The organism is Amphritea atlantica, assembly GCF_018860855.1.
Taxonomy (GTDB): Bacteria; Pseudomonadota; Gammaproteobacteria; order Pseudomonadales; family Balneatricaceae; genus Amphritea; species Amphritea atlantica_A.
Genome location: NZ_JAHKQE010000044.1, coordinates 46539 through 71119, shown reverse-complemented (window position 1 = coordinate 71119; position 24581 = coordinate 46539). Strand labels below are relative to the sequence as shown.

Below are 24581 nucleotides of genomic sequence, written 5' to 3'. Positions count from 1 at the left end.
GTATTCTGATGGGCTCTTTGACTAAAGCAGATATGGCTGAGCGCCTGTATGAAGATCTGGGGCTGAATAAGCGCGAAGCAAAAGAGATGGTGGAAGCCTTCTTTGATGAGATTCGTATGAGCCTTGCTGAAAACGAGCAGGTAAAGCTCTCAGGTTTTGGTAATTTTGATCTGCGTGATAAACGTGAACGCCCGGGGCGAAATCCTAAAACCGGTGAAGAGGTGCCTATCTCTGCACGCCGAGTGGTCACTTTTCGTCCAGGTCAGAAGCTTAAGGAACGTGTAGAAGCTTATGAAGGAGACTGATTCAGTCTCGGATGAACTGCCCAATATTCCAACTAAGCGCTATTTTACCATTGGTGAAGTAGCGCGGTTGTGTGATCTTAAAGCACATGTTTTAAGATATTGGGAGCAGGAGTTTCCGCAGATTCGTCCGGTTAAACGCAGTGGCCGGCGTTATTATCAGCGTCAGGATGTGCTTATTATTCGGCAGATTCAAGGCTTGTTACATGATCAAGGTTATACCATCAACGGAGCCCGTCAGTGGCTCAATGGTGATCAGGCGGTTGATGATACTGCCCGATATAAGCAGTTGATCCGTCAGACGATTGCAGAGCTTGAAGATATTCGTAAGCTACTGAAATCAGTGAGATAAAAGAGTAAAAACTTTTTAAAATCGCTTTTCAGAAGCAGTGGGTTGGCGTAATATAGCCACCTCTGTTGCAGTGCTGAACGCTTTAGGTGTTTAGTGCTCATCGTCGGGACATAGCGCAGCCTGGTAGCGCACTACTCTGGGGGAGTAGGGGTCGTGGGTTCGAATCCCGCTGTCCCGACCACTTATATCGATAAAGCCTGCTTTCTGCAGGCTTTTTTGTATCTCCTGCAAGGCTGTCCCATTGTCTAGTTTCATCTATGTGATTGAAATCGGTTTACCGGTGAAGTAGTTTCGATCAGTGCCGACCGCATGGTTGATAATGATGGCATGCCTTTCTATAAGGTGAGGGTGAAGCCGGACTCGTATGAGTTTCTGCGTGGCGCACAGTCGTTCCGTTTGATTCCCAGAGTGCGCGTACAGGTGTCGATATTGGTCGGTTCCCGCACGGTGATTAGTTACCTGTTCGAGCCGTTTATGTCGATCTCTCAAAATGCATTGATAGAGCCTTGAAGCTCGAACGCTTCGCTTAAGCTTGGGTGCATAGCTTCATTTTGTACTTGAGTTGAATTCAGTGTCTCAACGCTGAAGTGACCACTTACCAATCGCCTCTGTTCAAAGGGCGTTTTCTATTGAGCCCGCGAATTCAATTGCTAAGAGCTCCTTATGCCGCCTCACACCGCCTTTGTAAATGCATTAGGTAAGTTTGCAGACGCACCATCATAGACAATACGCCCGTCGGTGAGTCTTATAGTGCGTGGGCAGCGTGCGCTTAAGCGCGGGTCGTGAGTGACGATGACGATAGCGCACTGATGTTCGAGGTTAAAGCGTTCAAACAAGTCGAAGACTTCGTCGGCGGTTTGGGTGTCTAAGTTGCCCGTGGGTTCGTCCGCTAAAATTAATGCTGGGCGTGTGACCAATGCGCGGGCAATGGCGACTCGTTGCTGCTGTCCGCCGGACAAACGGTTGGTGGCGGTGTGCGCGTAGTTAGCGAGTCCCACTTCGTTTAGTAAATATTGTGCGTATTCCGTTTGTTCTTGGTTGGGTTTGCCGTAGCGCAGCATTAAGGGCATAAGCACATTGTCGATGGTGCTAAATGCGTTGATTAGGTGATGAAACTGAAACACAAAACCAATGGATTCGCTGCGCAATTGGGTGCGTTGTTGCTCGCTTAGGCCTTGGGTGAGGTGCCCTTGAATGCGCAACTTGCCCGATGAATACAGATCCAATAACCCCATAATATTCAATAGGGTGCTTTTGCCTGAACCGGAGGTGCCCACTAAGGCCACCAGTTCACCACGACTAACCTGTAAAGAGACATCATGCAAAACATGATTGGCTAAGGGCGTGCCTTCATTAAAAACCTTATTGATCTTATCGAGTTGTAAGACGATTTGCTGATTATCTGGGGTGATTAATACTGGCGAATTAGACATAACGTATGGCCACGGCTGGGTCGTACTTCGCTGCTCGACGGGCTGGCACCATGGCCGCTAGTACACCGGCAAGGGTGGCAATGAAGATGGCAGATAGCATCATGGATGTCTCAAGCTCAATAACAAATAACTTGGTGTCGATCGCGTTGAATATCTGAATTAAGGTGTAACCCATGAGTACGCCTAATAACGAACCGGTTAACCCCAGTAGACCGCCTTGCAATAAGAAGACCCGTAAAATTTGTTGCTGGGAGCTTCCCATGGCACGCAAGATACCAATTTCTCGGGTGCGCTGTACCACGCTGACCGCTAGCACACTGGCAATACCAAAGATGACCGACATGGCAACAAAGACGCGAATTATTTGAGTGGTCATGCTTTGTGAGTTGAGTGCATTGAGTAACTGGCCATTACTTTCCATCCAGCTTTGTACATACAAACCGGTTAGTTTTTGAATGCGTTGTGCCCAGTATTCGGCGCTGAAAACATCCAAGATTTTGATTTCTAAAATGGTGATGCCACCGGGCAAGTTTAGCAGGGTTTGTGCTTGCTTTAGACTGGTGTAAACATAGCGGCGGTCTAATTCGCGTACGCCTAATTCAAAAATTCCGGCAACATTCATAACAGATTGGTGATTATCACCTGCATCAATGCGTAGCTTGTCACCGGTACGTAGACCTAAGTCTTTCGCCAGTTGGTAACCGATTAATATATCGCTGGCCTCAATGCTGAACTGTCCTTCGGTTAAGTATTCTTTAAGGTTGATAATGCCTGTATAACGCTTAGGGTCGATGCCCATTAATGCAACCGAGGCCCGTGCGGAGCCTTTTGTTGCAAAGGCGGGCCCAGAAATTAATGGGGAGACGGTATTGAATGCTGAGTATTGATCCAGTGTGTCCCGTACTTCTTGCCAGTTATTGATAGTTTGTAAACGCTGATCTCTTGGGTTTTCAAATATCCAAACGTATTTGCCATCTGGAAATTCTGAAAAGTTATTGTGCTGTTGGGTGGCTTCAATTCGAATATGAGCCTGAGTGCCAAGGGTTTTGTTGATAAGATTAGTTTGAAGACCCATGATTAATGCCGTAATAAAAACAATTACCGCCGCGCCAACAGAAATAGCCACACTGATTAATAAGGTTTGTAATGGGCTTTCGGCCAGAAAACGTATGGCAATGCGCCATTCAATCCAAAGTGAATTACGCAAACGGGTAATGGCATTAAAGAATGACATGTTGCACCTGCTCAAAATGCACGCGGGCACGTTGACCGTTCGTTAGCTTATCATTGGGATTAGCCGCTTGTACGACCACATCATCTTGTTTTAAACCAGAGGTTATTTCACTGTGGGTGGCATTTTGTAGTCCCAGTGTGACATCCACTAAGTTCACCTTGCCACCTTGCCAGCGTGCCACTTGGGCTTTGCCATTAGAGTTAAATAAGATGTAGTCATTGGGAAGGACAAGAGTGCGTTCGCGTTCTGCGGTAATGATATTCGCCGAAACTGTCATGCCTTGTAGCAGGGCGTATTTTTCATTTGAGTCATTGGGTAGGACGTCAATGTGAACGTCTATGGTACCGCGTTCGCTGTCTACGGCTGGAGCGATAAAGCTGACGATCCCAGGGATAGTTATTTGTGGCCAAGCATCTGCGATTAATTGTACAGACTGGTCTGATTTAACTGGGGCAAAGTTTTTTTCATCTAAGGCTACCACTACTTCAAGACCGTCGCTGCGAGCGATCTCTAGTAATACCTTGCCAGGCTGAACCAGATCACCTGGCTCAACATTGCGTGTTTGTACACGCCCAGCAAAAGGGGCGTAAAGCCGTGTTTTTGCTAATTCAGCTTCTGCGCTGGCCACACGTTGCTGCAATAAGTGTTCTTCTGTGTTGTTTGGGGCGAGGGCATCGGCGGCCAGTTGCGCACGGGTTAAGGCCGTTTTGACGTTTTTTTCTATGCGTTGAGCTTGCTCAACTTGCTCGGCAGGGAGCATGCCTTTTTTGGCTAACGCTTCACGGCGTCGGGCTTCACGGCTCGCTTGTTGTAAGTTCTCCTTGGCTTCAACTAATGCGGCTTGTGCTTGTGGTCGACTATTTTTTTGCAGTTGCTCGAGTAAAGTTTTGGCTTGGGATAAGCGAGATTGCAGCTCTTTAGGGTTTAGCTCTATGAGTAAATCCCCTTTTTTTACCTGATCACCTTCGCGGACATGACGCGCCACAACGGTTCCGGTTATTTCACTGCCTATGCGCGCAAGCGATTGATAGCGGACTTCACCGCTGGCCACAATGCGTAATTCAAGCGGAAGCGTTTCGACGGTTAAGGCGGGCAAAACAGGCCCTAGCCACTTTTGCATGCCGATTAATGACGCCATGCTCACGATGACAATGATGATTCCATAAATAATGCGCATGTAAACCTCGGTCGGTGTTATTTTGCCTGCTTTGCTTAGCTGGTGTAGGCCATAGCAGCCAATAGTCTTTAGTGTGAGCGGCTCTCTTTTTATTCGCACCTTGACGCTGGATAGTAAACATTAGAGGTTATTCATATAGTACCTAAGAATCGTTAGGGGTAACACTGCAGCGTCTTATTTTATATGGGCTTTTTATATGAATGTCTTGGTTATTTTATGCTGATAGGTGCTGTGCTCTTGCTAGGTTTAGCGCGTTGAGAAAATGTCCAGTGGTCAAAGCTGCGTTTGAACGGAGCTAAGATTAGCCTTACCTAAAAAGCAGGGTAATCGAAGAAAATAAAGCGGAGTCGTTTTACGAAAGTAAACCTAATTAACCCCCAAGGGCATTAAAAGTTAAAGAGGATCGACTTCAAGCGACGCTGAAGAAATAAATCCTATGAAATAGTTATGGGTATCCATGCAATACCCGAGGGAAGCATAAACGAGTATTCTTATTTAAACTTGGCTTAGTGTAGTGGGGTAATGATTCCGGACACCAGCGTAGGTGGTAATATTGTCATCGCTTCGCGGTGATAGCCGACCATTTTTATCCGCTTAGCAAAGCGTTATCAGTAGGGGGCTGGGGATTCATATAATAAGTGCGACACTTTTTGTTAAAGGGAGAGAGGTGGTCAACTGCTGACAGTGGTACGCTTCTTCTCGCCAAAGACAAAGTGTATCACTATGACATATCAACAGTTGACCGAAGGGAAACGATACCAAATATCGGTTCTTCTTGGGCAGGGTTATCGGCCTGCCGACATCGCTAAAACAATTAATGTTCATCGTTCGACGGTTTATCGAGAGCTAGATCGAAACGGATTGAATGATGATTACCATCCAGAACAGGCTCAGCAGCAAGCTATGGCGCGGAGGGCTGCTGCCACCAAGTACAAAGTTTCGACGCTAACCATTGAGTATGTTGAGCTAGGATTATCGCTTCACTGGAGCCCTGAACAGATCAGTGGTGTTGGTCGCTTGATCGATATGCAGGCAGGCCATGAGTGGATATACCGCCATATTGCAGCGGATGAAGTCGCTGGCGGCAAGCTCTACAAAGCGTTACGCCAAGGGCATAAACGCTATGGGCTGGGCGTGAATACCAAACGCTGCGTAATACCTGACCCACGCTCTATAGATGAACGACCAGAGGTTGTTGATAATCGAGAACGCTTTGGCGATTGGGAAGTCGATACCGTGCTGGGTAAGCAAGGAACTGGGGCGTTGGTGACATTAGCGGAACGTAAAAGTCGCATGTATCTGGTTCGAAAGGTGGATGCTAAGAGAGCGGTTGACGTACGGGATGCCGTGATAGATATGCTCAAGCCTTATGCTGCATCGGTGCGAACAATCACTGCCGATAATGGCTCGGAGTTTGTCGAACACAAAGCGATAGCTGATGCGCTCAATATAGATTTTTACTTCGCACATCCCGATTCATCATGGGAGCGAGGGTTGAGTGAAAACTTCAATGGATTATTGCGATAGTACAGCTCAAAGTGCTATGGAAAATTTTTCATGTTTGCTGATCTAATTTTTTTGATAAAAAAGGGTTTTTATTGAAAAATAAATTAGATAATTAAGAGTCAGTTAAAAATAGTTTAATGGTTTATTAACCCAATAATGCGAGCCTGCTAATTGCTTGTTATCACTCTGGTTTGTTACAGTGCTGTACTTGTACTTGTACTTGTACTTGTACTTCTATATGAAATGGAATTCTTCAATGCAAAAAATGTTATTGGCATTATCTTTGCTGTTTATGACAACACTAGCTTGCGCTTCTTCAATGAATGTTAATGGTCAGTATGTTCGGGTTGGCGACCATCTGTCTCGAATCTATGACCAGTGGGGTAGTCCTCAATACAGAGTGACTAGCGACAAAACATGTCACGTTTTCGATAAGAAAAAGTGTTCCTACTCTCGGCTAGTTTGGAAGAGGGAAGGCGTTTTCTATATGGTTCAGGAGATACGCTCTAGGATCATTAATATGAAAGCTACTCGTTCGGAATCTGAAATTCGTAAATCTTTCTAGTTAGAGGAGGTGATTACCCAGTGGGCTCAAGTGAGTATCAATAAACATCAGCTATATGGCCACTAGTAGCAGAACAGGAATATAAAAAAACTCTAAAGCGGTGGCCAGTTTTAGTTGACCACTACATGCCATCAGCACAACTAATGAAAGTGTTGTTAATGTAAATCTGGCTGTTGGTGGTTTGGGCGCTGCGTGACAGCACCCTGTTGGTTGATTAGGTTATGGGTTCTGGTACAGGCTGTGGTGTTTCGGATTTGAGAAGAGACTTAGCCATAGACACGCACATCAAGACCATCACCATTGAAAATGGTAAGGCACCGATAATCATCGCTTTCTGAATGGCCGCCATTCCACCCGCTAACAGTAATGACCCCACCACAAGCGTGAGGATGCTGCCCCAAATAATACGGTGCATCGGTTGAGGGTTATCATTTCCGCCGGCCATAATGGTATTTAATACGAGTACTCCGGAATCTGCCGAGGTAACCAGGTAAGTAATAATCAGGATGATGCTGGCGCCTTTAATAATGCTGCCAAAAAAGCCTGAGTTAATCAGATCGATCGTGACAAACAAAACCGACGCGATATTTTCATTCACCGCTGAAGTAATAGCGCCCTGCGCCACACCGCTCAGTTCAAGATCGAGCCCTGTTCCTCCAAGGAATGCCATCCAGACAAAGCAGGCTAGTGTTGGTACCAGTACACAGCCAAGAACGAATTCACGGATTGTGCGGCCGCGTGATATGCGTGCCAAAAATAGCCCGACAAAAGGAGCAAATGCGATCCACCAAGCCCAGTAGAGAATGGTCCAACCGGTTTGCCAGCTACCAATTTCGGTATCGCTGCCCCAAACAGAGAACGTTAACGGAATTAAGTTTAGGCCATAATCCACAAGGCTACTGCCAAACAGTTCTAAGCCATAAAGTGTCGAGCCAAACAGAATGAAGAAGCCTAATAGCGCAATGGATAGGATAATGTTGATTTGGCTGAGCCATTTTACGCCACGGGCGACGCCGGTTAACGCCGATATAATCGACAGCCCCATGACCACCAGTAGAGTAACAATCAACGCTGTGGCCGTGGGTGTGCCGTCGCTATTAATCAGGCTGCCAGTCGCCGTGATGAACTCCATTCCGGCTACTAACTGAGTGACGCCCGCGCCCATCGTTGTTGCGACCCCGAGAGTTGTCGCCACTACAGCTATGATATCAACTAGGTGCCCCATAGGGCCGTTCAGCTTATCGCCAAATAGTGGTTGCAGCGTTGAGCGAATGGTTAGTGGCAGTCCTTTGCGATAAGAAAAGTACGCCATTGCTAAGCCGGCGGTTGCATATACCGCCCAGGCATGTAATCCCCAATGTAATAATGTGTAGCTCATAGCACTGGGTACTGCCGCTGCATTGGCGCCTTCAGCACCGCTCTGCATGAGAGCCGGATTGTTCTGAAAGTGATATAGAGGCTCACCAATGGAGTAGAACATCAGTCCTATGCCCATGCCAGCACTGAACATCATGGAAAACCATGAAAAGAATGAAAACTCTGGTTTCTCATTATCTGTGCCAAGTTTTATTCGACCAAAACGGCCAAAGCAAACAAGGATGCAGAAACCGAGAAACAGCGCAACTACGTAGATGTAGTAGGAGTTAAACGTCGATAATAATTCACTATTAAGTTCACCCAGAATTGTGACCGCTTTTTCAGGAAAACTAACCGTATAGATAACCAGAAGCGCAATAATTATTTTACTGACAATGGTTACTATGGGATTGAGTCCTGAGTAGAAGCCAGAGCTTGAAAGCCCGATCTTTAATTTTGTACTATCTTGCATTTTTCACCTCATCTTTATTTTTAGATTTCCACTTTTATCGGGTCTTGAGTGTTGGCCTGTACAACGGAAATAAAGTAAGTTTTATACCTCCTGTATCAGTGTTAGCACTGTTTTTTAATTGAATAGAAAAAAGCTGCCCTGATAAACAGGGCAGCTTCGGTTAGTTCAAAAGCGTTTCTTCAAAAGGAAATTGGGAAAGGATCTCAATACCTGTTTCCGTCACCAATATTTGCTCCTCCAGCTTCACCCCTTCAACCCCACCTTGTTCGCCGATATAGCTTTCAACGCAGAGCGTCATGCCGGGAAGAATGACACCGTCATAGCCGGCATCCGCGTAGTCGGCATGATGATAGAGATAGGGATACTCCCCTGTCATGCCGACTCCGTGGGATGAGAGGTAATAACGGTTGGCATAATACTTTTCGGGGATATTCCAAGCTTTATCGGAATACTCCTTAAAGGTCATGCCGGGACGAATAATATCGAGATTGTTCTGCACCTGTTCGTAGGCAACTTTATATAACGTGCGCTGTTGCTCTGTCGGTTTTTTTGGGCCTGAGTGAAACGTGCGTGAGAAATCGGCGTAATAGCCATGGCAGCCGACAACGTCGGTATCAAGTGCGATCAGTTCGTTTTCACCAATTCGTTTAGTGGCGGTTTCTTGAAACCAAGGGTTGGTGCGGTTGCCAGAGCTTAATAAACGGGTTTCACAATAATCACCATTGCCTGCGATGACTGATTGGTGCAATACCGACCAGAGTTCATTCTCTGTTATACCTGGCTGAATAGCCGCTCGTAGTTGTCCGACGGCGCGTTCGGTCATACGCAGTGAAGCAATCACACATTTTAGTTCTTCGTCAGACTTGATGCAGCGGGCAAGCTCGATAGGTTGTTGAGCATCAACGATATCCAGTCCCTGTTTTGACATGGCGATTGCTGTGCCAGCATTCATCCGTTCGATACCTACCCGGGCATGAGGGCCGACTAACTCTGTAATGAGTGCGCTCATCTCCTGTGCCCACCGGTGTTCTCGCAGCTTAATGTCCAAGCCTGCAGCAACAAAGCTGGCGGTTATCGAAGGACGGACTTCATCGATAGTTTCGAAGCCTTGGCCAAGGTGCTCACAGCCAGTAAACTCAAATAGAATCGTTTTTTGTGCCGTAACGAGTAAATAGCGAGAAGGGGTGTTGCGAGCACAGAATATCTGCATGTTGCGTGCGCCGCAGGTGTAACGAATATTGACGGGGTCCGAAATGATCAACGCATCAATATTGCTTTTTTCCATCTCGCCGCGAACGCGACCAAGGCGATATTCTCGAACGGCTTTTAGATCGATGCCTAGGCTTTCCGGTGCTTGGTCTAGGAGTGTTAGGCCTGATAAGTCGGCTCTTTCGGCATGCCAATCCAAAGTGGTCATATGTTTACCTTATATTATTGATTTTTGTTGAAGCAGTTAGGGTTTCTGCTTATTACTTGTGCTCATGTAAAAGTAATAATTAGAGGGCTTCTCGATCGGAAAAACGTCTAATTCCTGCTAAACTTGCTTAATTCCAGTATAGGTTGTGCTTTTTTGGCCGTACATCCATTAAAATCTTATGGATATTGATAACTCAAAGTTATGAAGAGTCTAAGACATCGATTGCCTGCGCTTAAAAGTTTGATGGTATTTGAAGCTGCGGGGCGAACGCTTAACTTCACTCGGGCTGCGCAGGAACTGCATGTATCCCAAGCGGCTATTAGTAAGCAGATTAAGTATTTAGAAGAGTATCTTGGCTTTCCTCTATTTGAGCGCCATGGCCGTCGTGTTACTTTGTCTTCGCGGGGAGAGCAGCTGTATGCAAAGGTTGGTGCTTCACTTTATTATTTAGCTGATGCAGTGGATGAACAGGTGGCCTCAGTGACCACCACCTCTATTACCGTCTCAGCTAATACGGCGGTATCCCACTACTGGTTAAGTCATGCGATCAATGGTTTTCATCGGGCGTATGGTAATCGAGTGTTGAATATTCGGGTGATTACTTCTGACAATACTCAGGATCTGTTTAGTGATGAGGTCAACATCGCTATAGCCTACGAACCAGGAGAACGTACCGGTTGGAAAATGAAGACCTTGTTTACAGAGGAGATGTTTCCGGTGGCCAGCCCTGAGTATTTGAAAGCTTTTCCTTTTATCGGGGATAGTCCTGCTGAGTTTCTCAATCACCGATTGTTGGATTTTGATCGTATCGAGCCGAACTGGATTAACTGGAAGGTCTGGTTCGAAGCGCTTTCAGTTGATACCGAAGGGTTAAGCATTAGCAGCCGTTTTAATAACTATATTATGTTGATTGATGCTGCAAAACGAGGTCAGGGGATTACCTTGGGCACCCGTCATCTGATCGATAGTAAACTGCAGGATGGGCAGCTGTGTCGGGTTTCAGACTTCAGTGTTTTATCGGGTCGTAATTACTGGTTGGTATTAAACGAGACGAAGTCAATTACCGAAGATTGTCAGCTGTTATTCGACTGGCTTGAAAATTATGACGCATCAAGCTTACATCACTGTGTTTGATAGGACGGATGACCATCGTCAATGACTATTGATGCGGGGCTCTAGGATTGAACCTAGAATATCTTTAATATACCCATGACGAAAGATACCGGTAATGCCCAGTGATAGGACAGTGATAGGAGTTATGTTATTATCCGATTCATTTTTTACTAGCTTGTTTTAAGAAATAGTTTAGAGTCAATATTGAGTCTGCATTGGATGCCAGACAAGGAGATCACAATGGTTAAACAACTTATACTGTGCGGAACATGCGTAGGCCTTCTGTCTGGCTGTTTCCAAGTAAATACATCGCAAGCCCCGCTTACGACTACTTACCCTATTTCTGATCAGCAAAAGATGCAATCAGCGCATCACTGGGATGTGCTTGCAGAGCATGAAGCTAAGTTAATATCAAATTCACTGGCAGGTTACTCAACGGCTCTACATGTTAGCGATGAACATTTAGAAACGCCTTTTGATCGAGGCTTTAATAGCCTGCTTACGAGCCAACTGGTTAAACAAGGGGCCGTTGTAAAATCGACCGAATATAATGCGGCGACTGTTTCCTATGATGTTGAAGTCGTTAAACACAAAGATCGTGATGCTATACGAAAAGCGCCTGGCACATGGACTGTTTTGGCCGGAGGAATTGCTGTAGCGGCTCACGCTGCTAACTACTGGGGCGAGACTTCAAGACTTCTTATTCCCGCGGCGATCGGTGCGGATTTCTTAAGTGGAAGTTGGGTTAAAAATAGTGATTTTGAAGTCATTATCACGACTAAAGTTATTAAAAATGATCGGATATTACATTCATCATCTAATATCTATTATATAAACGGCGGAGATTCTGATCATTACGCCCCTTCCCCTGAAACGACTAAAAATATTAAAGTTACTGGTTGAGGACGCGTAAATGAATAAGTTTTTTATAAGTTTAATTATTGGTGTCGTGTTAGTAACAGCAGGCTGCGCTAATAATGGCTCTAACTCCTATAGAGCAGACAAAGATCCTCAGGTGGATGTCGTCGCTGAGCTCAAACAGGCTCGAAAACCACTTCTAGATCATTTGATTAGCCCGCTTGAGAAGGATCAGCCTCTCATCGCGGCAAGCTTTGCGAACATTGATAACCTATCAGAATCTTCTACTTTCGGTCGAATGGCTTCTGAGATTATATCTGCCGGGCTTACTGAAAGGGGATATCAAGTTATCGAAGTTAAGATGAGAGATAGCCTTTTTATAAAGCAGGGAGCTGGTGAATTCATGCTTTCTCGTCAGGTTAAAAGCATTTCGAAAGCTCATAATGCTCAAGCGGTTATTTTAGGTACTTACGCTGTTGGTGGTAAGAACCTCTATGTTAATGTTCGGATCGTTAGAAGCACTGACAATATTGTGCTTGGCTCTCATGACTTTAAACTGCCTATCAACGACGATATCAAGCATATGCTTGGTCGAAGTGCTCGCTAACGTATGCTTGGGTAAAATATAAGGGGCTTCGGCCCCTTTATTGATTGTCGCTGGTCATTAGTCGTAACAATGATGGTCACTATTTTTACTCATGCTGCGCTCCCCTTCGGTTTCGCTTAGCATAGATTGAGCCTGTTGTTTGCAGGCTTAATAGGATGATTCCTCTCATGTTTAACCTACGATGTTGGAAAGATGACGACAGTACCAAGAGGGATTTTTTTTCGCTAGGATTCATCCTTGATATCAACTCGTGCGCTGTTCTGTGCCATCTTTAAAATGCTTAAATTAAGGGGTTAGGGAGAGCCCAGTGAGTTCAAACTAGGACTGGATTTTCACCACCGGTCGTTTGGGGCAGGTGTGCTGGGTCATAAGGGTTAACACATCCCGCACGGCATCCACTGAAAAGGGGATCTGTATCACTTCAGGGGGGATAATGTCTCCACTGGCGACATCCTGTAATAGCTGTGACCCCATAAAACTCAAGTGCTGCTGCGCACATAAGCTATTGGCCAACCATGCGCCACTGAGTGAGACCACCCCGATCTGAGGTGCTTTTTCAAATAATAACGCTTCGCTGATATCGCTAAAGCCATTGAGGCAGGCAATATGACCGCAAAAACGTAAGCGTTTGAGGTCGTCGATAAAGCTATCTCCGCCCTGAGTATTGAGTATGCAATCAAAGCCACCTGGCCCGAGTTCGCGTTTAATCTGGTTGCAGATGTTGTCGGCATGACAGTCAAACGCAAAATCAGCGCCTAATTTGGTAAGGCGCTTGTGGTGCGCTTTTTCGGCTACGGCAAACACCTGCGCGCCTCTGCGTTTAGCGTATTGTACGGCAAAGTGCGCGACGGCCCCCTGAGCACTGTTAATCGCAAATGATTGGCCTTCATGTAATTGTAGTTTTTCAAGGGCTAATAAGGCGGTCATGCCGGCATTAGGCAGGGCTACGGCGATCTCACTGGCAATGCTGTCGGGTACTTCAGAGACCGCGAAGTTGGGAACCACCGCATACTCTTTAAGCATCCCTTGCTCGGCTAAGCTGCTATTAAATAGCACCCGAGAGCCCTTGCTTGGAAACACACCTTTGGGGGCATCCACCACCGTGCCGATAGCATCTGAGCCTAATATATGAGGATATTGCCATTGGCAAAAACCATCTCTGGCAAGACGTGCATCGAGATGATTGATCGCTACATATTCGATGGCGATCAATAGCTCGTTATCACCGAGTATCGGTATCGGCCGTTGTGACATGTGCAAGTCAAACTCGGCGCCGCACTGGCGTAGCTCGATGGCGTTCATGATGGCTGTTGACATGTTGGCTCCTTGTTCTTCGCTTGTGCGTTAAAGGGCGAGCATTAACGACTCGCCAATAATGCCTGCGACCACTGTCCATTGAGTTCGCTGTAAACGCTGACGGCTGCGCTTAACCATTGGTTGTGAATCGTCATTTGCGCTTGTTCTGCGGCTAAAACATCTTGTCGGGCATCGAGTAAATCGAGATAGGCTAACTGCCCCTCTTGATATTCATGGTTCGCTTGTCGATAGGCCTGCTGTGCAGCATTGACCCGCGCCTGAGCATAGCTTAGCTGTTGTTTAGCCTGAACCAAGGCACGCAGAGATAACTCCGTTTTTGACAAGACCTGGGTCAAGGTCTGTTTATACGCATGGTAGCTTGCCTCGCTGAGTGCTGTTTGTGCATCCAGTTGGGCTAACAGCTGTGGATAACTGAACAGTGACCAGCTTAGCGTCGGAGCTATCTGCCAGTTTGACTGACTATTATCGAAGTTCAAACCGGGTGCACTGAGCACACCGGCAAATGCTGCTAGGCTGATGTCCGGATACAGTGCCCGTGCTGCGCTGTTAGCCAGTTGGCTTTGTTGCGTGAGCTGCGCTACCGCTGATTGTACATCGCCACGGGTCATTAATGCATCCTCGGGGGATTGCACTGCGACGTTAATACTTTGCTGATCGTATTGATTGGCGCTTATCGGGCTGAGCGTTAATTCGCCCGCTTGTGTATCAAGCAGTACAGCTAGCGTTTGCTCTACTTGCGCTTGTTCAGTGGCAATCTGTGGTAACTGCTGTTTGAGCTCGTAGTATTGTGACTGGGTGCGGTTGAGTTCGAGTTCGGTGGCAATGCCCTCTTGAAGTTGCACCTGTAAGATGGTCATGGTGTCTTCTAGGGCGGCCAGTTGTCGCTGGGTCAGTTCAAGGCGCAAACTTTGATTCTGCCACTGTAGATAGCTGCGTACCGTGCTGCTAACGAGTTCAGCCACGAGGGTTTGATACTGCCCCTGCTGGTCCTGTGCGACGGCTTCTGCCGCTAAGCTTAGCGCCTGAAGACGGCCAGATAGATCCAGTTGCCAAGTGAAATTCCCATTGCCGGTGGTGTAGCTACTGGTTTCACCGTTTGGATTTTGCGTGCTGATGGTATTCCCACGAACGCCAGTAATATCCACACTGCCTTGCAGCCATTGTGCCCGTTGTTGCTCCGTTAACTGCGCCAGGGAAGCACGCAAGCGTGCTGCCGAGACTTGGAGGTTTTGGTTACGGGTTAAGGTTTGTTGCACTAAACGATTCAGTTGCTCATCGCCTAGTTGTTGCCACCAGTCTAATTCGCTTTGTTGCACAATCGATTGGACTCTCTGATGTTGCTGCACCTGAGCGATGAACTGTTGCGTGGCTTGTGCCTTTTCCTGTTCTAGCGGGGTACTGGCGCATCCTGCTAGAACGGCCAGTGTTAACGACGATAACGCCAGTTTAACGGTCTTCATGTGACAGCTCCTTAGGCGTGAGCATTCGGTAAAATACAGGGGTAAACAGCAACCCGAATAGGGTGACACCTATCATGCCGAAGAACACCGCGTTACCCATCGCTTGGCGCATTTCGGCTCCCGCTCCGGTGGCGAGCACAAGCGGTATGACACCGGCAGTAAAGGCGATTGACGTCATCAAAATGGGGCGTAGGCGCAAGCGGCAGGCCTCAATAATGGCTTCCATATGGCTGGCTCCCTTGAGGTGTTTGTCGCGGGCAAACTCAACCATCAAAATGGCATTTTTCGAGGCCAACGCCACTAATACAATCAGGGCAACTTGGGTGAAGATGTTGTTATCCCCTCCAAGCATATAGACCCCGGCTAAGGCGGAGAAAATCGTCATCGGCACGATCAGTATGATCGCCAGCGGCAAGCGTAGGCTTTCATATTGGGCAGCCAGCACCATAAACACCAGCAGCACAACCAGAGGGAACACATACACCATAGTGTTACCGGCTAGGATCTGTTGATAGGTGACTTCGGTCCACTCATAGGTGATACCGTCGGGCAACGCTTGAGCTAGCACCTGTTCAATGGCCTGTTTTGCTTGATCTGAGCTGTAGCCCGGTGCAGGGCTACCGTTAAGTTCAGCGGTGACATAACCATTGTAGTGCTGAACGCGATCGGGGCCGGTGGTTGGTTCGACAGTGACCACCGAGCCTAGCGGCACCATTTCGCCGGCCGCGTTACGCAGTTTAAGGTTTAAGATTTGCGCGCGCTTGCTACGATATTGAGCATCGGCCTGAGCGTTCACCTGATAGGTGCGACCAAACAGGTTAATATCATTGATATACGCGGAGCCGAGATACACCTGCAACGTTGTGAATACATCATTCAGGGCGATGCCTTGAATCAGTGCTTGTTCACGGTCGATGTTGATATCCATTTGTGGCACTTGGATACGGTAGCTCGAGAATAAACCGGTTAAGGCCGGATTTTGCTGTGCCGCTCCGATGGTCCCTTGTAAGGCGCTAAACAGGGCTTCAAAGCCTTTGTTGCCTCGATCTTCTAGCTGTAGCTTAAACCCACCGGTAGTGCCAAGGCCTAAAATAGGCGGTGGTGGAAATACCGCGACAAAGGCTTCATCAATGACGCTGAAGCGCTGGTTGAGCTGCATAGCAATAGCGTTCGCTGACATCGATGGATCGGTGCGTTGCGAGAAATCATCCAACGGTGTAAACATCACCGCGCTGTTGGTGCTGTTGGCGAATCCATTAACAGATAAGCCGGGGAACGCGACGGTATGTGCTACACCCGGTACATCTAGGGCGATCTCTTGGATCTGTTCGACAACCGATTGCGTTCTATCAAGGCTGGCGGCATCGGGTAGCTGTACCACGGCGACCAGATATTGCTTATCCTGTTGTGGAATAAAGCCACCGGGCACCGCGTTGAATAAACCGACGGTTGATCCCACTATGCCAAGGTAGACCACGCCAACCACAACACTCAGGCGGATCAGCTTTTTGACTAACGCTTCATAGCCTTTCGCGCTGTTATCAAACAGGCGGTTAAAGGGTTTGAATAACCAGTTACCGAAGAGCTTATTGAGTACCTTGGTGAGCCAGTCGTCGGGCGCATCATGGGGCTTCAGCAAGATAGCCGATAGCGCCGGTGATAGGGTCAACGAGTTAAACGCTGAGATCAGTGTTGAAATGGTAATGGTTAAGGCAAACTGCTTATAAAATTGACCAGAAAGTCCAGTGATAAAGGCCGTTGGAATAAAGACCGCACACAGCACGAAGGCGATAGCAATAATTGGCCCAGTGACTTCACTCATGGCGATTTTAGTCGCCTCAATGGGGCTATGACCCTCACGGATATTACGTTCTACGTTTTCTACTACCACGATGGCGTCATCGACAACGATGCCGATCGCGAGTATCAAACCGAATAGTGACAGAGTGTTGATCGAAACCCCGAGCAGTTGCATCACGGCGAAGGTACCGATCAATGATACCGGCACGGCAATCAAGGGGATGATGGAGGCGCGCCATGTCTGCAAGAACAGCACCACCACAACGACTACCAAGAGAATCGCTTCAATCAGGGTTTTGATGACTGCATCGATCGATCCCTGTACGAAGACGGTTGGATCATAAGCGATCTCATATTCCATGCCCTCGGGGAATTTTTCCGACAGTCGTTGCATGGTGTCACGCACGCTATTGGAAAGCTCAATGGCGTTAGAGCCGGGGCGTTGAAAAACCGGTATGGCGAGTGCGGCTTTGTTATCCAGCATCGCCCGTAAGGCATAGCTTTCCTGGCCAAGTTCAATACGAGCTACATCCTTGAGACGGGTAATTTGTCGATCAGCACCGACGCGCAACACCACATCTTCAAACTCTTCGATGCTGGATAGACGGCCTTTAACATTCAGGAGTATCTGGAATTGGTTGTCTAATGACGATGGTTGAGCACCCAGTGAGCCTGCGGCAACCTGTTGGTTTTGCTCGCTCAAGGCGGCAACCACATCGCTGGCGGTGAGGTTGCGTTCCGCGAGGGCATCCGGATTAAGCCAAACACGCATGGAATATTTTGAGCCACCAAACAGACGAATATCACCTACGCCGGGTAAGCGTTTTAGCTCATCTTGGACGTATAAGTCGGCATAGTTGGCCATATAGGATGTATCTTGGCTGTCATCCGGTGAGAATAGGTGTACCACCAAGGCCAAATTAGGCGATGATTTTTCCGCCGTGACGCCGAGTCGCTGTACCTCTTCGGGCAGGCGTGGCAGGGCATTGCTGACGCGGTTTTGCACCTGCACCTGAGCTTGGTCTAGATCGGTGCCCAAGGCAAAGGTGACGGTGAGCGTTAGCCGACCATCGCTGGTAGCCTGTGATGAGTGATACAGCATGTTTTCCAAGCCGTTCATCTCTTGCTCAAGCGGAGTGGCAACTGTTTCAGCGATAACCTTGGGGTTAGCGCCGGGGTAAGTGGCGCTAACGACCACGGTCGGCGGCACCACTTCTGGGTATTCGCTGACAGGCAATTGAAACAGGGAGATCGCACCGGTGATCACAAACACCAGTGATAGCATCGCTGCAAATATGGGCCGGCTAATGAAAAAATGTGAAAAGTTCATAGGGGTCTCTTATGGTGCCACGCTCAATAGAGTGTCACTTTGCGGGTCTTGATTGAGTACAAACTGGGTGCTGTCAAAATCAAAGCTCACTTCGTTAGGCGTAATAGGCATGCCGGGGCCAACGCGGGCAGGTCCATTAGCGGCAATGCGGTCATGTTGTTCCAGTCCAGAGGTGATTGCTCGGTAAGCACCGTAACGTTCCCCGAGTGTGACAAGACGGTATTGCAGGGTGTTATTGCTATCGACCACTAACACAAAGCGGTTTTTGAGGTCGGTGCCGATCGCGCGCTCTGGCACAATGGCCATGGCTTTAGCATCGTTCGCCGCCAGTGATATACGGGCAAATGCCCCCGGCTTAAGGTGATAGCGTTGTGCATCAAACACACCACGTACACGCAGGGTGCCTGTAGTGGGATTGATTTCGTTATCAATGAAATCCACATAACCGGGTACGGGTTGGTTATCACTGATGCGGGTTAAAATGATTGGGGTGCTATCCTTGGCTTCGACAGTAGAAAAAGCTTGATTCCAAGTGCGTTCATCAACATCGAAATACGCGTACACTTTCTCGTTGGAAACAAGGGTTGTGAGTGTGGTTTGTCCTGCGGTGACAAAGTTACCTTGGGTGGCGATAGCGCGGGAGATCACTCCAGAAATGGGCGCTGCTACCTGGCTAAACTCTAAATCGAGTTTGGCTGATTGCAGCTGCGCAGCGATAGCGTTACGACCGGCAATGGCTTGGCGTAAGGCGGCGGCCCGTTGATCCGCTTGTTCTGTCGACATGGCTTTTTTAGCCAGCAAACGTTTAGCCCGTTGCGCTTCACCGCGGGCTTGTTCGAGTGCGGCTTCGGCGCTTACTCGCTGTGCTTCAAGATTGGCAACTTGGCTGTTAAATGGGCGTGGGTCGATACTAAATAGCACCTGGCCTTGCTGAACGTATTCGCCCTCTTTGAACAACACATTATCGATTTGACCTGAGACTCTAGGCTTTAACACCACCCGGTGGGGGGCTTCGAGACGTGTGGTAAAGGTATGCCAAGACTGCACCTCTTTAAGCTGCACTTCCGTCACATCGATGGTCAGTGGTGGCGGTTTTTGTCCCTGTTGTGCGCTTGACTGGTCACAGCCGGTCAATAGCACGGTCAGTGCAACAGCGCCGAGTGTATAGCTAATTTTCTTCATGACGATTTCCAATCAAAGTGAGTTACGTGAATCCTACGCACTGTCATTGAAGATAAAAATAGTATGTTTTGGATTATATTAATGCCAAAATTGCACCAATGAGCAGGTGGGTCAATTGGGAGTAGCGTGTGGATACAACGAGTCGGTTAATCATGTTGTTAGACGTGGTCGAGCAGGGGTCATTTGCCAAGGCTGCGGAGTTAAGGCATCTCGATCGCTCGGTGATATCAAAGCAGATTAGTAAACTTGAAGATGATCTAGGGGTGCGCTTGTTAAACCGCACCACTCGCTCGTTTTCGCTCACCGCTGCAGGGGCCGAAATGGTCAAGAAGGCCGCGGAACTGCGCCTGCTTTTACAAGATACGGTGCAGCTGGCCGAGAACTACCATCAAGAGCCGCGTGGTCTGTTGCGTATCACCGCCGCCAGTTTTATTGGTAAGCATTATTTATTGCCGGTGATTAATGATTTTCAAAAGCGTTTTCCGCAGGTGAGTGTGGAGCTGCGCCTCGATGACCGCTTGGTGGATATGATTGCCGAAGGGTTTGATTTGGCGTTTCGGGTGGGTGAGCCGCGAGATTCATCATTGATCGCACGTAAAGTGGGACGCAACCGGATGTTACTACTGGCCACACAGCAATTTATCGACACCTATGGCGAGCCAAAAACGATGGCTGATTTGGCCAATCTGCCCGCCGCTGCCTATAGTAGCGCACACTTTCGTCATGAATCTATCCACTATATTGATGAAAATGGAGAGCCTCAGGAGCAGACGATCAAACCGGTGTTTCGCGCCAATGATGCTGAAATATTGATTGATAAAGTGCTTTCTCATACGGCTTTCTTTACGGCGCCGACCTTTCTATTTGCTGATAATATCGATATTGATCAGCTTGTACCTCTACTTCCTCATGTGCAGTTGCCGGAATATAAATCGGTATATGCGGTCTATCCACATCGTGATTTGCCGGTGCGTACGCGGTTGTTTTTGGATGCTGCTCGTCACTATATCGGCGACCCCATTCCCCGTTGGGAGCGCAATATCCCTAACTTAGAGAAACTGTATCAAGCGCAATAGCGGTTCTCGTTTTCGTTAGACAGGCTTGGTGGTGCAACGTGTAGTAAATACGTGTAGTCAATGTTTAACGGTTATCTGAGTCGGGAAGCGTTCCTGAAGAGATTGAGGCGCTGAACTGCCGAGAAGTCGTGATTAATCTTGGTCGATTTTTCTATCTGGTTGAGCAAGCGATCGTGTATGTTTTTCACGTCTTAAGGCAAGAAAGAGATTTGTGGAAGTTCATACTAACGACTGGGGTTTCAGGCTACCCAAGTGTTCAATCGGATTCGTTGCTTGCTCGGTTATCGCAGCGTTGAGGTTGTCAGCCTGGCCTCGATAAATCAAAAAAGCATCGCTATTGACGATGCTTTTTTGATTGTGGGGGCTAGCCGGCTATGGATTTAAGGCGACGGGTTTCAGACGGGCTTTACGGTTGCGCCAGAGGCCTTCCGATGAGAACAGAATTAAACCTAACCAGATGAGTGCGAAGGTGATCAGGCGATCGCTGTTAAGCGGCTCATGATAAACAAATACGGCCAAGATAAAGGCGATGCTGGGTGCGACATATTGCAGTAATCCATTCATGGTGAGCGTGAGTCGACGGGCACCGGCAGCAAAGCAGATAAGGGGTAAGCTGGTAACAATGCCGGAGGCGATGAGCAATAACATGATATCGCTGCCGTTATTCAGCAAGGCGAGTTGATCCTGCTGGTTGAGCCAAAGTAGGTAAAACAGGGCTATAGGGCTGAGAATCAGCGTTTCTATCAGCAAGCCAGAAAAGGGATCGACGACGATGCTCTTACGTAATAGACCATAGATGCCAAAGCTGAAGGCCAATGCTAGGGCAACCCAAGGCAAACTGCCGAGTAATATCAGCTGATAGGCAACGCCTGCGGCCGCGATAAGAATGGCTAGCCATTGGACTTTACGTAGTCGCTCGCCAAGAAAGATCATGCCTAACAGCAGGCTGATTAAGGGATTGATATAATAGCCTAGCGAGGCTTCCAGAATCCGCCCCTCTCCGACAGCCCAGATAAACACCAACCAATTAAGCGAGATAATCACGGCCGAAACGCTGAGGCTGACTAAGAGTTTTTTCTGCCCAAGATTGTGCATCAGTGTTTGCCAGCGTCCCGTTACCGCCATAAATATAGCCAGAAAAATAACCGACCAGATGACCCGGTGAGCGACTATCTCAAAGGGGCTAACGCTATCCACTAATTTAAAGTAAATGGGGATTAAGCCCCACATGCCATAGGCGGCGAGTGCGAACAATATTCCTTTGCGTTGCTCGCCGGTATCGATGGTCATACAGCTATCCTTAATCTTTAGCCACTGGGTGAAGTAACCAGCGTTGTTGTGTGTGTTCAGAGGTTTGGTTTAATAGCCGGGTCATGATGGCCACAAATATAAAACTGAAGGCCAGTCGTGCCCAGAGTACACCGGATAGATCAGCCCCCAGTGTCATCACCAGTAAGGTATCTTCGATAATGCTATGGCTCAGGCTGAGTAGGCAGAGGGCGGAAAAACAATCTTTCGCGCTGATCTTGCCACTCTGCGCTTCTCTGATCAATAAGCCGCCGCCAAAAGACAGCCCTAGCGTGACACCGATAATGGTTAACGAGGTTGCTTGGGTACTAATGCCCAGCAACTTGAGCAGGGGTTGTAGTAGCCAGATCATTAGCCGTTCTATATGTATCCAGCGCAGAAAACGCAGCAAACTCATCAAGGCGGTGATAATGAGAATAATCATCCCGAAGCTTTGCAGTTGATTGATTCCCCAGCTTAATAAGCTGTCATCAATAATGGGTTGTTGCCACATAAGTACGACCGGCTGTTGTAGCCAGTTTCCCCAGCTATAGCTGTAATGCAGCAGAGCTCCGAGCACTAAGGCGGAGAGAATGCGGATGAGCAGGGCGACCATCAACTTAACGCCCGCTTTTTGTACAATGCGCAGCTCGAGTGGCAGGCTGTGGGCGATTAGCATCATCGTGCTAATAACGGTGACTTGGGCGACAGTGAGGTTTTCCTGTGGGGCTAGCTGAAAAAAGATCAGCATGCCGCCATAGATATTGGTTAATAGAGTGGTGGTCCAGACTAACCCCATCGAGTCCGGTAGGCCGACCAGTTGCATGACCGGTTCCAGCGCTCGACTGATATAGGGAATCGCGCCGATCTCTTCCAACACTTTGACGACCACTAATATTGGAATCATCAGCTTAAACAGTAGCAAGCAGACCTCATAGATCTCCCGCGCTAGCTGGGGCAGTGTCTGGTAGATAAAAGAATTGAGCACGCGTTGCATTAGAGAGTTCCGATCAGCCTGAATAATAGACGCTAGTCTAAATGAGAATCTTGTCTTATGATTTCAATGAATGGGTTAAAACGAAATAATATTGCAAATTTTAAGCTAAATGTTCTTATAAATTAATCTATAGGCTGTTTTTATGTCATTTGATCTTGATCGCACCGATCGACGCATACTCAATCTCCTGCAGCAAGATAGCCGGATCAGTAATCAGGCATTGGCCGAAAAAGTCGGTTTATCTCCGCCCGCCTGCTTGCGTCGGGTTCGTCGCTTGAGAGAGGAGGTCATTATGGCGGAAGTAGCGCTGATTAACCCTCGGCTGGTGGGACGCTATATTAATGTCATTGTCGAAGTGGAGATGGTCCGTGATCAGCTGGATATCTATGATGCTTTCAAGCGTAAGATGGATACTATTCCTGAAGTGACCCAATGCTATCAGGTGACCGGTGAAGTCGATTTTATGTTGATACTGATGGTGGAGGATATGGAGAGTTATGAGCGCTTTACTCGGCAATATCTCTCAACTGATGCCAACCTGAGTAAGTTCCGGACACTGATTTCACTACGGCGGGATAAGTTTAGTACTGCGATTCCGTTGTAAATAGCGAGTTTGAAAGTGGTGAATTTTTGTACGGTGCTTTTGTTTGGTACTTTTTAGTAGCGCTTCTTAATAGTGCTTTAAACAGTGCGATTGATAGCCACTTAACGGCGCTGAGGCTGATATAGCAACGGCTTAGGCGCGCTGAATTAACAGGGCTGAAGACGTGGGCCTTTATTTTTCAGAAATACTGAAAAAATATTACAAAATTGCTGGAAAGGGGTTGACCGAAACGGGTCAGATCAATAAGATACGCCCCGTCTTCTGGAAACAGAGCCACAGCGTCCCATTCGTCTAGTGGCCTAGGACACCGCCCTTTCACGGCGGTAACAGGGGTTCGAACCCCCTATGGGACGCCACTTTTTATGACGCGGAATTAGCTCAGTTGGTAGAGCGGAACCTTGCCAAGGTTCAGGTCGTCGGTTCGAGCCCGATATTCCGCTCCATTCTCGATATCATCCTCTCTTTATTGTTTTAGCTTTTAGCATACCGATTCTATTCATATCTTTATTGCTCAATGTCTTGCGATTAACAGCGAACGCCTCGGTTCCCTCTTTAATGTTTAATCATCATCTACGTTTGCTTTAGTGGCTGAGTTTTACACTCAGTGCATGGCTGCACGTTTCTCGCTATCGTGATTATTTTTGCCCGCGTTAGCCTCAACTATTTATCGTGCTGCAGTTGTGTCGATTGAATGAATTTTTTGTATATTTTTTCTTGACGAAGGTGGGGTTAGTCATTAATATACGCGCCTCCTCTGATGACGAGGAGAGAAGCAAAAAGTGTTTTGTCCCATTCGTCTAGTGGCCTAGGACACCGCCCTTTCACGGCGGTAACAGGGGTTCGAACCCCCTATGGGACGCCACCTTTTGTAACGCGGAATTAGCTCAGTTGGTAGAGCGGAACCTTGCCAAGGTTCAGGTCGTCGGTTCGAGCCCGATATTCCGCTCCAATATACAGTTCATCATATGCGTCCCATTCGTCTAGTGGTCTAGGACACCGCCCTTTCACGGCGGTAACAGGGGTTCGAACCCCCTATGGGACGCCACTTTTTTATCTTTCTTGTTTTATCCCCTAGTTTTATCTAATTATATCCAGCTTTTTGATGCAGAATATTTTTTGTCCTATGAGCTTCGTAT

18 protein-coding genes, 6 tRNA genes and 1 pseudogene are annotated in these 24581 nt (G+C 47.8%); 14 read left to right on the top strand and 11 right to left on the bottom strand.

The annotated features are described in order from the left end of the window. Window positions 1–8: 8 nt before the first annotated feature. From ihfA to KO512_RS18245, 3 genes are all read left to right on the top strand, one after another. A complete protein-coding gene (ihfA, locus tag KO512_RS18255) occupies window positions 9–305 on the top strand; it encodes an integration host factor subunit alpha (protein ID WP_091357359.1) in 297 nt (98 codons plus the stop codon). Further along, on the top strand, window positions 292–654 hold the full coding sequence (locus KO512_RS18250; protein ID WP_215953753.1) for a MerR family transcriptional regulator: 363 nt from the start codon (window positions 292–294) through the stop codon (window positions 652–654). The genes ihfA and KO512_RS18250 overlap by 14 nt, the downstream gene beginning before the upstream one ends. Window positions 655–758: 104 nt before the next feature. Next, a tRNA-Pro gene (locus tag KO512_RS18245) sits at window positions 759–835 on the top strand. Between the two features lie 490 nt (window positions 836–1325). On the opposite strand, the gene KO512_RS18240 is transcribed toward KO512_RS18245, so the two are convergent. Genes KO512_RS18240 through KO512_RS18230 form a run of 3 tightly spaced genes read right to left on the bottom strand, consistent with a single transcriptional unit; the run spans window position 1326 to window position 4498 of the window. Further along, a complete protein-coding gene (locus tag KO512_RS18240; RefSeq protein WP_215953752.1) occupies window positions 1326–2087 on the bottom strand; it encodes an ABC transporter ATP-binding protein in 762 nt (253 codons plus the stop codon). Next, window positions 2080–3321, bottom strand: a complete 1242-nt coding sequence (locus KO512_RS18235; protein WP_215953751.1) for an ABC transporter permease — start codon at window positions 3319–3321, stop codon at window positions 2080–2082. Before KO512_RS18235 ends, KO512_RS18240 begins: the two co-directional genes overlap by 8 nt. After that, a complete protein-coding gene (locus KO512_RS18230) occupies window positions 3308–4498 on the bottom strand; it encodes an efflux RND transporter periplasmic adaptor subunit (RefSeq protein ID WP_215953750.1) in 1191 nt (396 codons plus the stop codon). The genes KO512_RS18235 and KO512_RS18230 overlap by 14 nt, the downstream gene beginning before the upstream one ends. Before the next feature lie 723 nt (window positions 4499–5221). On the opposite strand from KO512_RS18230, the pseudogene KO512_RS18225 reads away from it, so the two are divergent. Continuing rightward, window positions 5222–6022, top strand: a pseudogene (locus KO512_RS18225) (IS30 family transposase); the annotation flags it as partial. Window positions 6023–6783: 761 nt separating this feature from the next. On the opposite strand, the gene KO512_RS18220 reads toward KO512_RS18225, so the two are convergent. Together KO512_RS18220 and KO512_RS18215 are read right to left on the bottom strand one after the other, a co-directional pair. Further along, entirely contained in the window at window positions 6784–8397 is a 1614-nt protein-coding gene (locus tag KO512_RS18220) for a BCCT family transporter (protein ID WP_215953749.1), read from the bottom strand. 160 nt (window positions 8398–8557) lie between these two features. Further along, a complete protein-coding gene (locus KO512_RS18215) occupies window positions 8558–9814 on the bottom strand; it encodes a M24 family metallopeptidase (protein ID WP_215953748.1) in 1257 nt (418 codons plus the stop codon). 201 nt (window positions 9815–10015) lie between these two features. Here KO512_RS18215 and KO512_RS18210 point away from each other — a divergent pair, with 201 nt between their 5' ends. The 3 genes from KO512_RS18210 to KO512_RS18200 all read left to right on the top strand — a co-directional run bounded on the left by KO512_RS18210 (window position 10016) and on the right by KO512_RS18200 (window position 12392). After that, window positions 10016–10948, top strand: coding sequence for a LysR substrate-binding domain-containing protein (locus KO512_RS18210; protein WP_215953747.1), 933 nt, complete (start codon window positions 10016–10018; stop codon window positions 10946–10948). A gap of 219 nt (window positions 10949–11167) precedes the next feature. Next, window positions 11168–11830 (top strand): hypothetical protein, encoded by a 663-nt coding sequence (locus KO512_RS18205; protein WP_215953746.1) that lies wholly within the window; start codon window positions 11168–11170, stop codon window positions 11828–11830. 10 nt (window positions 11831–11840) lie between these two features. Next, window positions 11841–12392, top strand: a complete 552-nt coding sequence (locus KO512_RS18200) for a FlgO family outer membrane protein (protein ID WP_215953745.1) — start codon at window positions 11841–11843, stop codon at window positions 12390–12392. A gap of 318 nt (window positions 12393–12710) precedes the next feature. Here the strand turns inward: KO512_RS18200 and KO512_RS18195 are convergent, their stop codons facing one another. From KO512_RS18195 to KO512_RS18180, 4 genes are read right to left on the bottom strand one after another with little or no spacing between them, the layout of a single operon-like run. After that, on the bottom strand, window positions 12711–13709 hold the full coding sequence (locus KO512_RS18195) for a zinc-binding dehydrogenase (RefSeq protein ID WP_215953744.1): 999 nt from the start codon (window positions 13707–13709) through the stop codon (window positions 12711–12713). Between the two features lie 41 nt (window positions 13710–13750). Then, complete coding sequence (locus tag KO512_RS18190; protein WP_215953743.1) at window positions 13751–15169, bottom strand: TolC family protein; 1419 nt, start codon at window positions 15167–15169, stop codon at window positions 13751–13753. After that, complete coding sequence (locus KO512_RS18185; RefSeq protein WP_215953742.1) at window positions 15156–18299, bottom strand: efflux RND transporter permease subunit; 3144 nt, start codon at window positions 18297–18299, stop codon at window positions 15156–15158. The genes KO512_RS18190 and KO512_RS18185 overlap by 14 nt, the downstream gene beginning before the upstream one ends. A 9-nt stretch (window positions 18300–18308) precedes the next feature. Further along, window positions 18309–19481, bottom strand: coding sequence for an efflux RND transporter periplasmic adaptor subunit (locus KO512_RS18180; protein WP_215953741.1), 1173 nt, complete (start codon window positions 19479–19481; stop codon window positions 18309–18311). 128 nt (window positions 19482–19609) lie between these two features. On the opposite strand from KO512_RS18180, the gene KO512_RS18175 reads away from it, so the two are divergent. Next, window positions 19610–20557, top strand: a complete 948-nt coding sequence (locus KO512_RS18175; RefSeq protein ID WP_215953740.1) for a LysR family transcriptional regulator — start codon at window positions 19610–19612, stop codon at window positions 20555–20557. A 372-nt stretch (window positions 20558–20929) separates the two neighbouring features. Here KO512_RS18175 and rarD read toward each other — a convergent pair whose 3' ends face one another. Both rarD and KO512_RS18165 read right to left on the bottom strand, forming a co-directional pair. Beyond that, window positions 20930–21847, bottom strand: coding sequence for an EamA family transporter RarD (gene rarD / locus KO512_RS18170; RefSeq protein ID WP_215953739.1), 918 nt, complete (start codon window positions 21845–21847; stop codon window positions 20930–20932). 10 nt (window positions 21848–21857) lie between these two features. Further along, window positions 21858–22841 carry a nucleoside recognition domain-containing protein gene (locus tag KO512_RS18165; RefSeq protein WP_215953738.1) on the bottom strand — a complete coding sequence of 328 codons (984 nt, stop codon included), beginning with the start codon at window positions 22839–22841 and terminating at the stop codon, window positions 21858–21860. A 142-nt stretch (window positions 22842–22983) separates the two neighbouring features. Between KO512_RS18165 and KO512_RS18160 the strand changes: the two genes are divergently transcribed. From KO512_RS18160 to KO512_RS18135, 6 genes are all read left to right on the top strand, one after another. Then, window positions 22984–23445 (top strand): Lrp/AsnC family transcriptional regulator, encoded by a 462-nt coding sequence (locus KO512_RS18160; RefSeq protein ID WP_215953737.1) that lies wholly within the window; start codon window positions 22984–22986, stop codon window positions 23443–23445. Between the two features lie 280 nt (window positions 23446–23725). Beyond that, window positions 23726–23801: transfer RNA gene (locus KO512_RS18155), tRNA-Glu, on the top strand. A gap of 11 nt (window positions 23802–23812) precedes the next feature. Then, a tRNA-Gly gene (locus tag KO512_RS18150) sits at window positions 23813–23888 on the top strand. 343 nt (window positions 23889–24231) lie between these two features. Next, window positions 24232–24307: transfer RNA gene (locus KO512_RS18145), tRNA-Glu, on the top strand. An 11-nt stretch (window positions 24308–24318) separates the two neighbouring features. After that, window positions 24319–24394 (top strand) — tRNA-Gly (locus KO512_RS18140). 20 nt (window positions 24395–24414) lie between these two features. Continuing rightward, window positions 24415–24490: transfer RNA gene (locus tag KO512_RS18135), tRNA-Glu, on the top strand. The last annotated feature ends 91 nt before the right edge of the window (window positions 24491–24581 follow it).

What these genes read in the sequence shown, in the direction of transcription:
- KO512_RS18240 (WP_215953752.1), bottom strand. Translation starts at nt 2,087, where the DNA reads ATGTCTAATTCGCCAGTATTAATCACCCCAGATAATCAGCAAATCGTC.
- KO512_RS18195 (WP_215953744.1), bottom strand. Translation starts at nt 13,709, where the DNA reads ATGTCAACAGCCATCATGAACGCCATCGAGCTACGCCAGTGCGGCGCC.
- KO512_RS18215 (WP_215953748.1), bottom strand. Translation starts at nt 9,814, where the DNA reads ATGACCACTTTGGATTGGCATGCCGAAAGAGCCGACTTATCAGGCCTA.
- KO512_RS18165 (WP_215953738.1), bottom strand. Translation starts at nt 22,841, where the DNA reads ATGCAACGCGTGCTCAATTCTTTTATCTACCAGACACTGCCCCAGCTA.
- KO512_RS18230 (WP_215953750.1), bottom strand. Translation starts at nt 4,498, where the DNA reads ATGCGCATTATTTATGGAATCATCATTGTCATCGTGAGCATGGCGTCA.
- KO512_RS18235 (WP_215953751.1), bottom strand. Translation starts at nt 3,321, where the DNA reads ATGTCATTCTTTAATGCCATTACCCGTTTGCGTAATTCACTTTGGATT.
- KO512_RS18220 (WP_215953749.1), bottom strand. Translation starts at nt 8,397, where the DNA reads ATGCAAGATAGTACAAAATTAAAGATCGGGCTTTCAAGCTCTGGCTTC.
- KO512_RS18210 (WP_215953747.1), top strand. Translation starts at nt 10,016, where the DNA reads ATGAAGAGTCTAAGACATCGATTGCCTGCGCTTAAAAGTTTGATGGTA.
- rarD (WP_215953739.1), bottom strand. Translation starts at nt 21,847, where the DNA reads ATGACCATCGATACCGGCGAGCAACGCAAAGGAATATTGTTCGCACTC.
- ihfA (WP_091357359.1), top strand. Translation starts at nt 9, where the DNA reads ATGGGCTCTTTGACTAAAGCAGATATGGCTGAGCGCCTGTATGAAGAT.
- KO512_RS18160 (WP_215953737.1), top strand. Translation starts at nt 22,984, where the DNA reads ATGTCATTTGATCTTGATCGCACCGATCGACGCATACTCAATCTCCTG.
- KO512_RS18205 (WP_215953746.1), top strand. Translation starts at nt 11,168, where the DNA reads ATGGTTAAACAACTTATACTGTGCGGAACATGCGTAGGCCTTCTGTCT.
- KO512_RS18200 (WP_215953745.1), top strand. Translation starts at nt 11,841, where the DNA reads ATGAATAAGTTTTTTATAAGTTTAATTATTGGTGTCGTGTTAGTAACA.
- KO512_RS18180 (WP_215953741.1), bottom strand. Translation starts at nt 19,481, where the DNA reads ATGAAGAAAATTAGCTATACACTCGGCGCTGTTGCACTGACCGTGCTA.
- KO512_RS18185 (WP_215953742.1), bottom strand. Translation starts at nt 18,299, where the DNA reads ATGAACTTTTCACATTTTTTCATTAGCCGGCCCATATTTGCAGCGATG.
- KO512_RS18190 (WP_215953743.1), bottom strand. Translation starts at nt 15,169, where the DNA reads ATGAAGACCGTTAAACTGGCGTTATCGTCGTTAACACTGGCCGTTCTA.
- KO512_RS18250 (WP_215953753.1), top strand. Translation starts at nt 292, where the DNA reads ATGAAGGAGACTGATTCAGTCTCGGATGAACTGCCCAATATTCCAACT.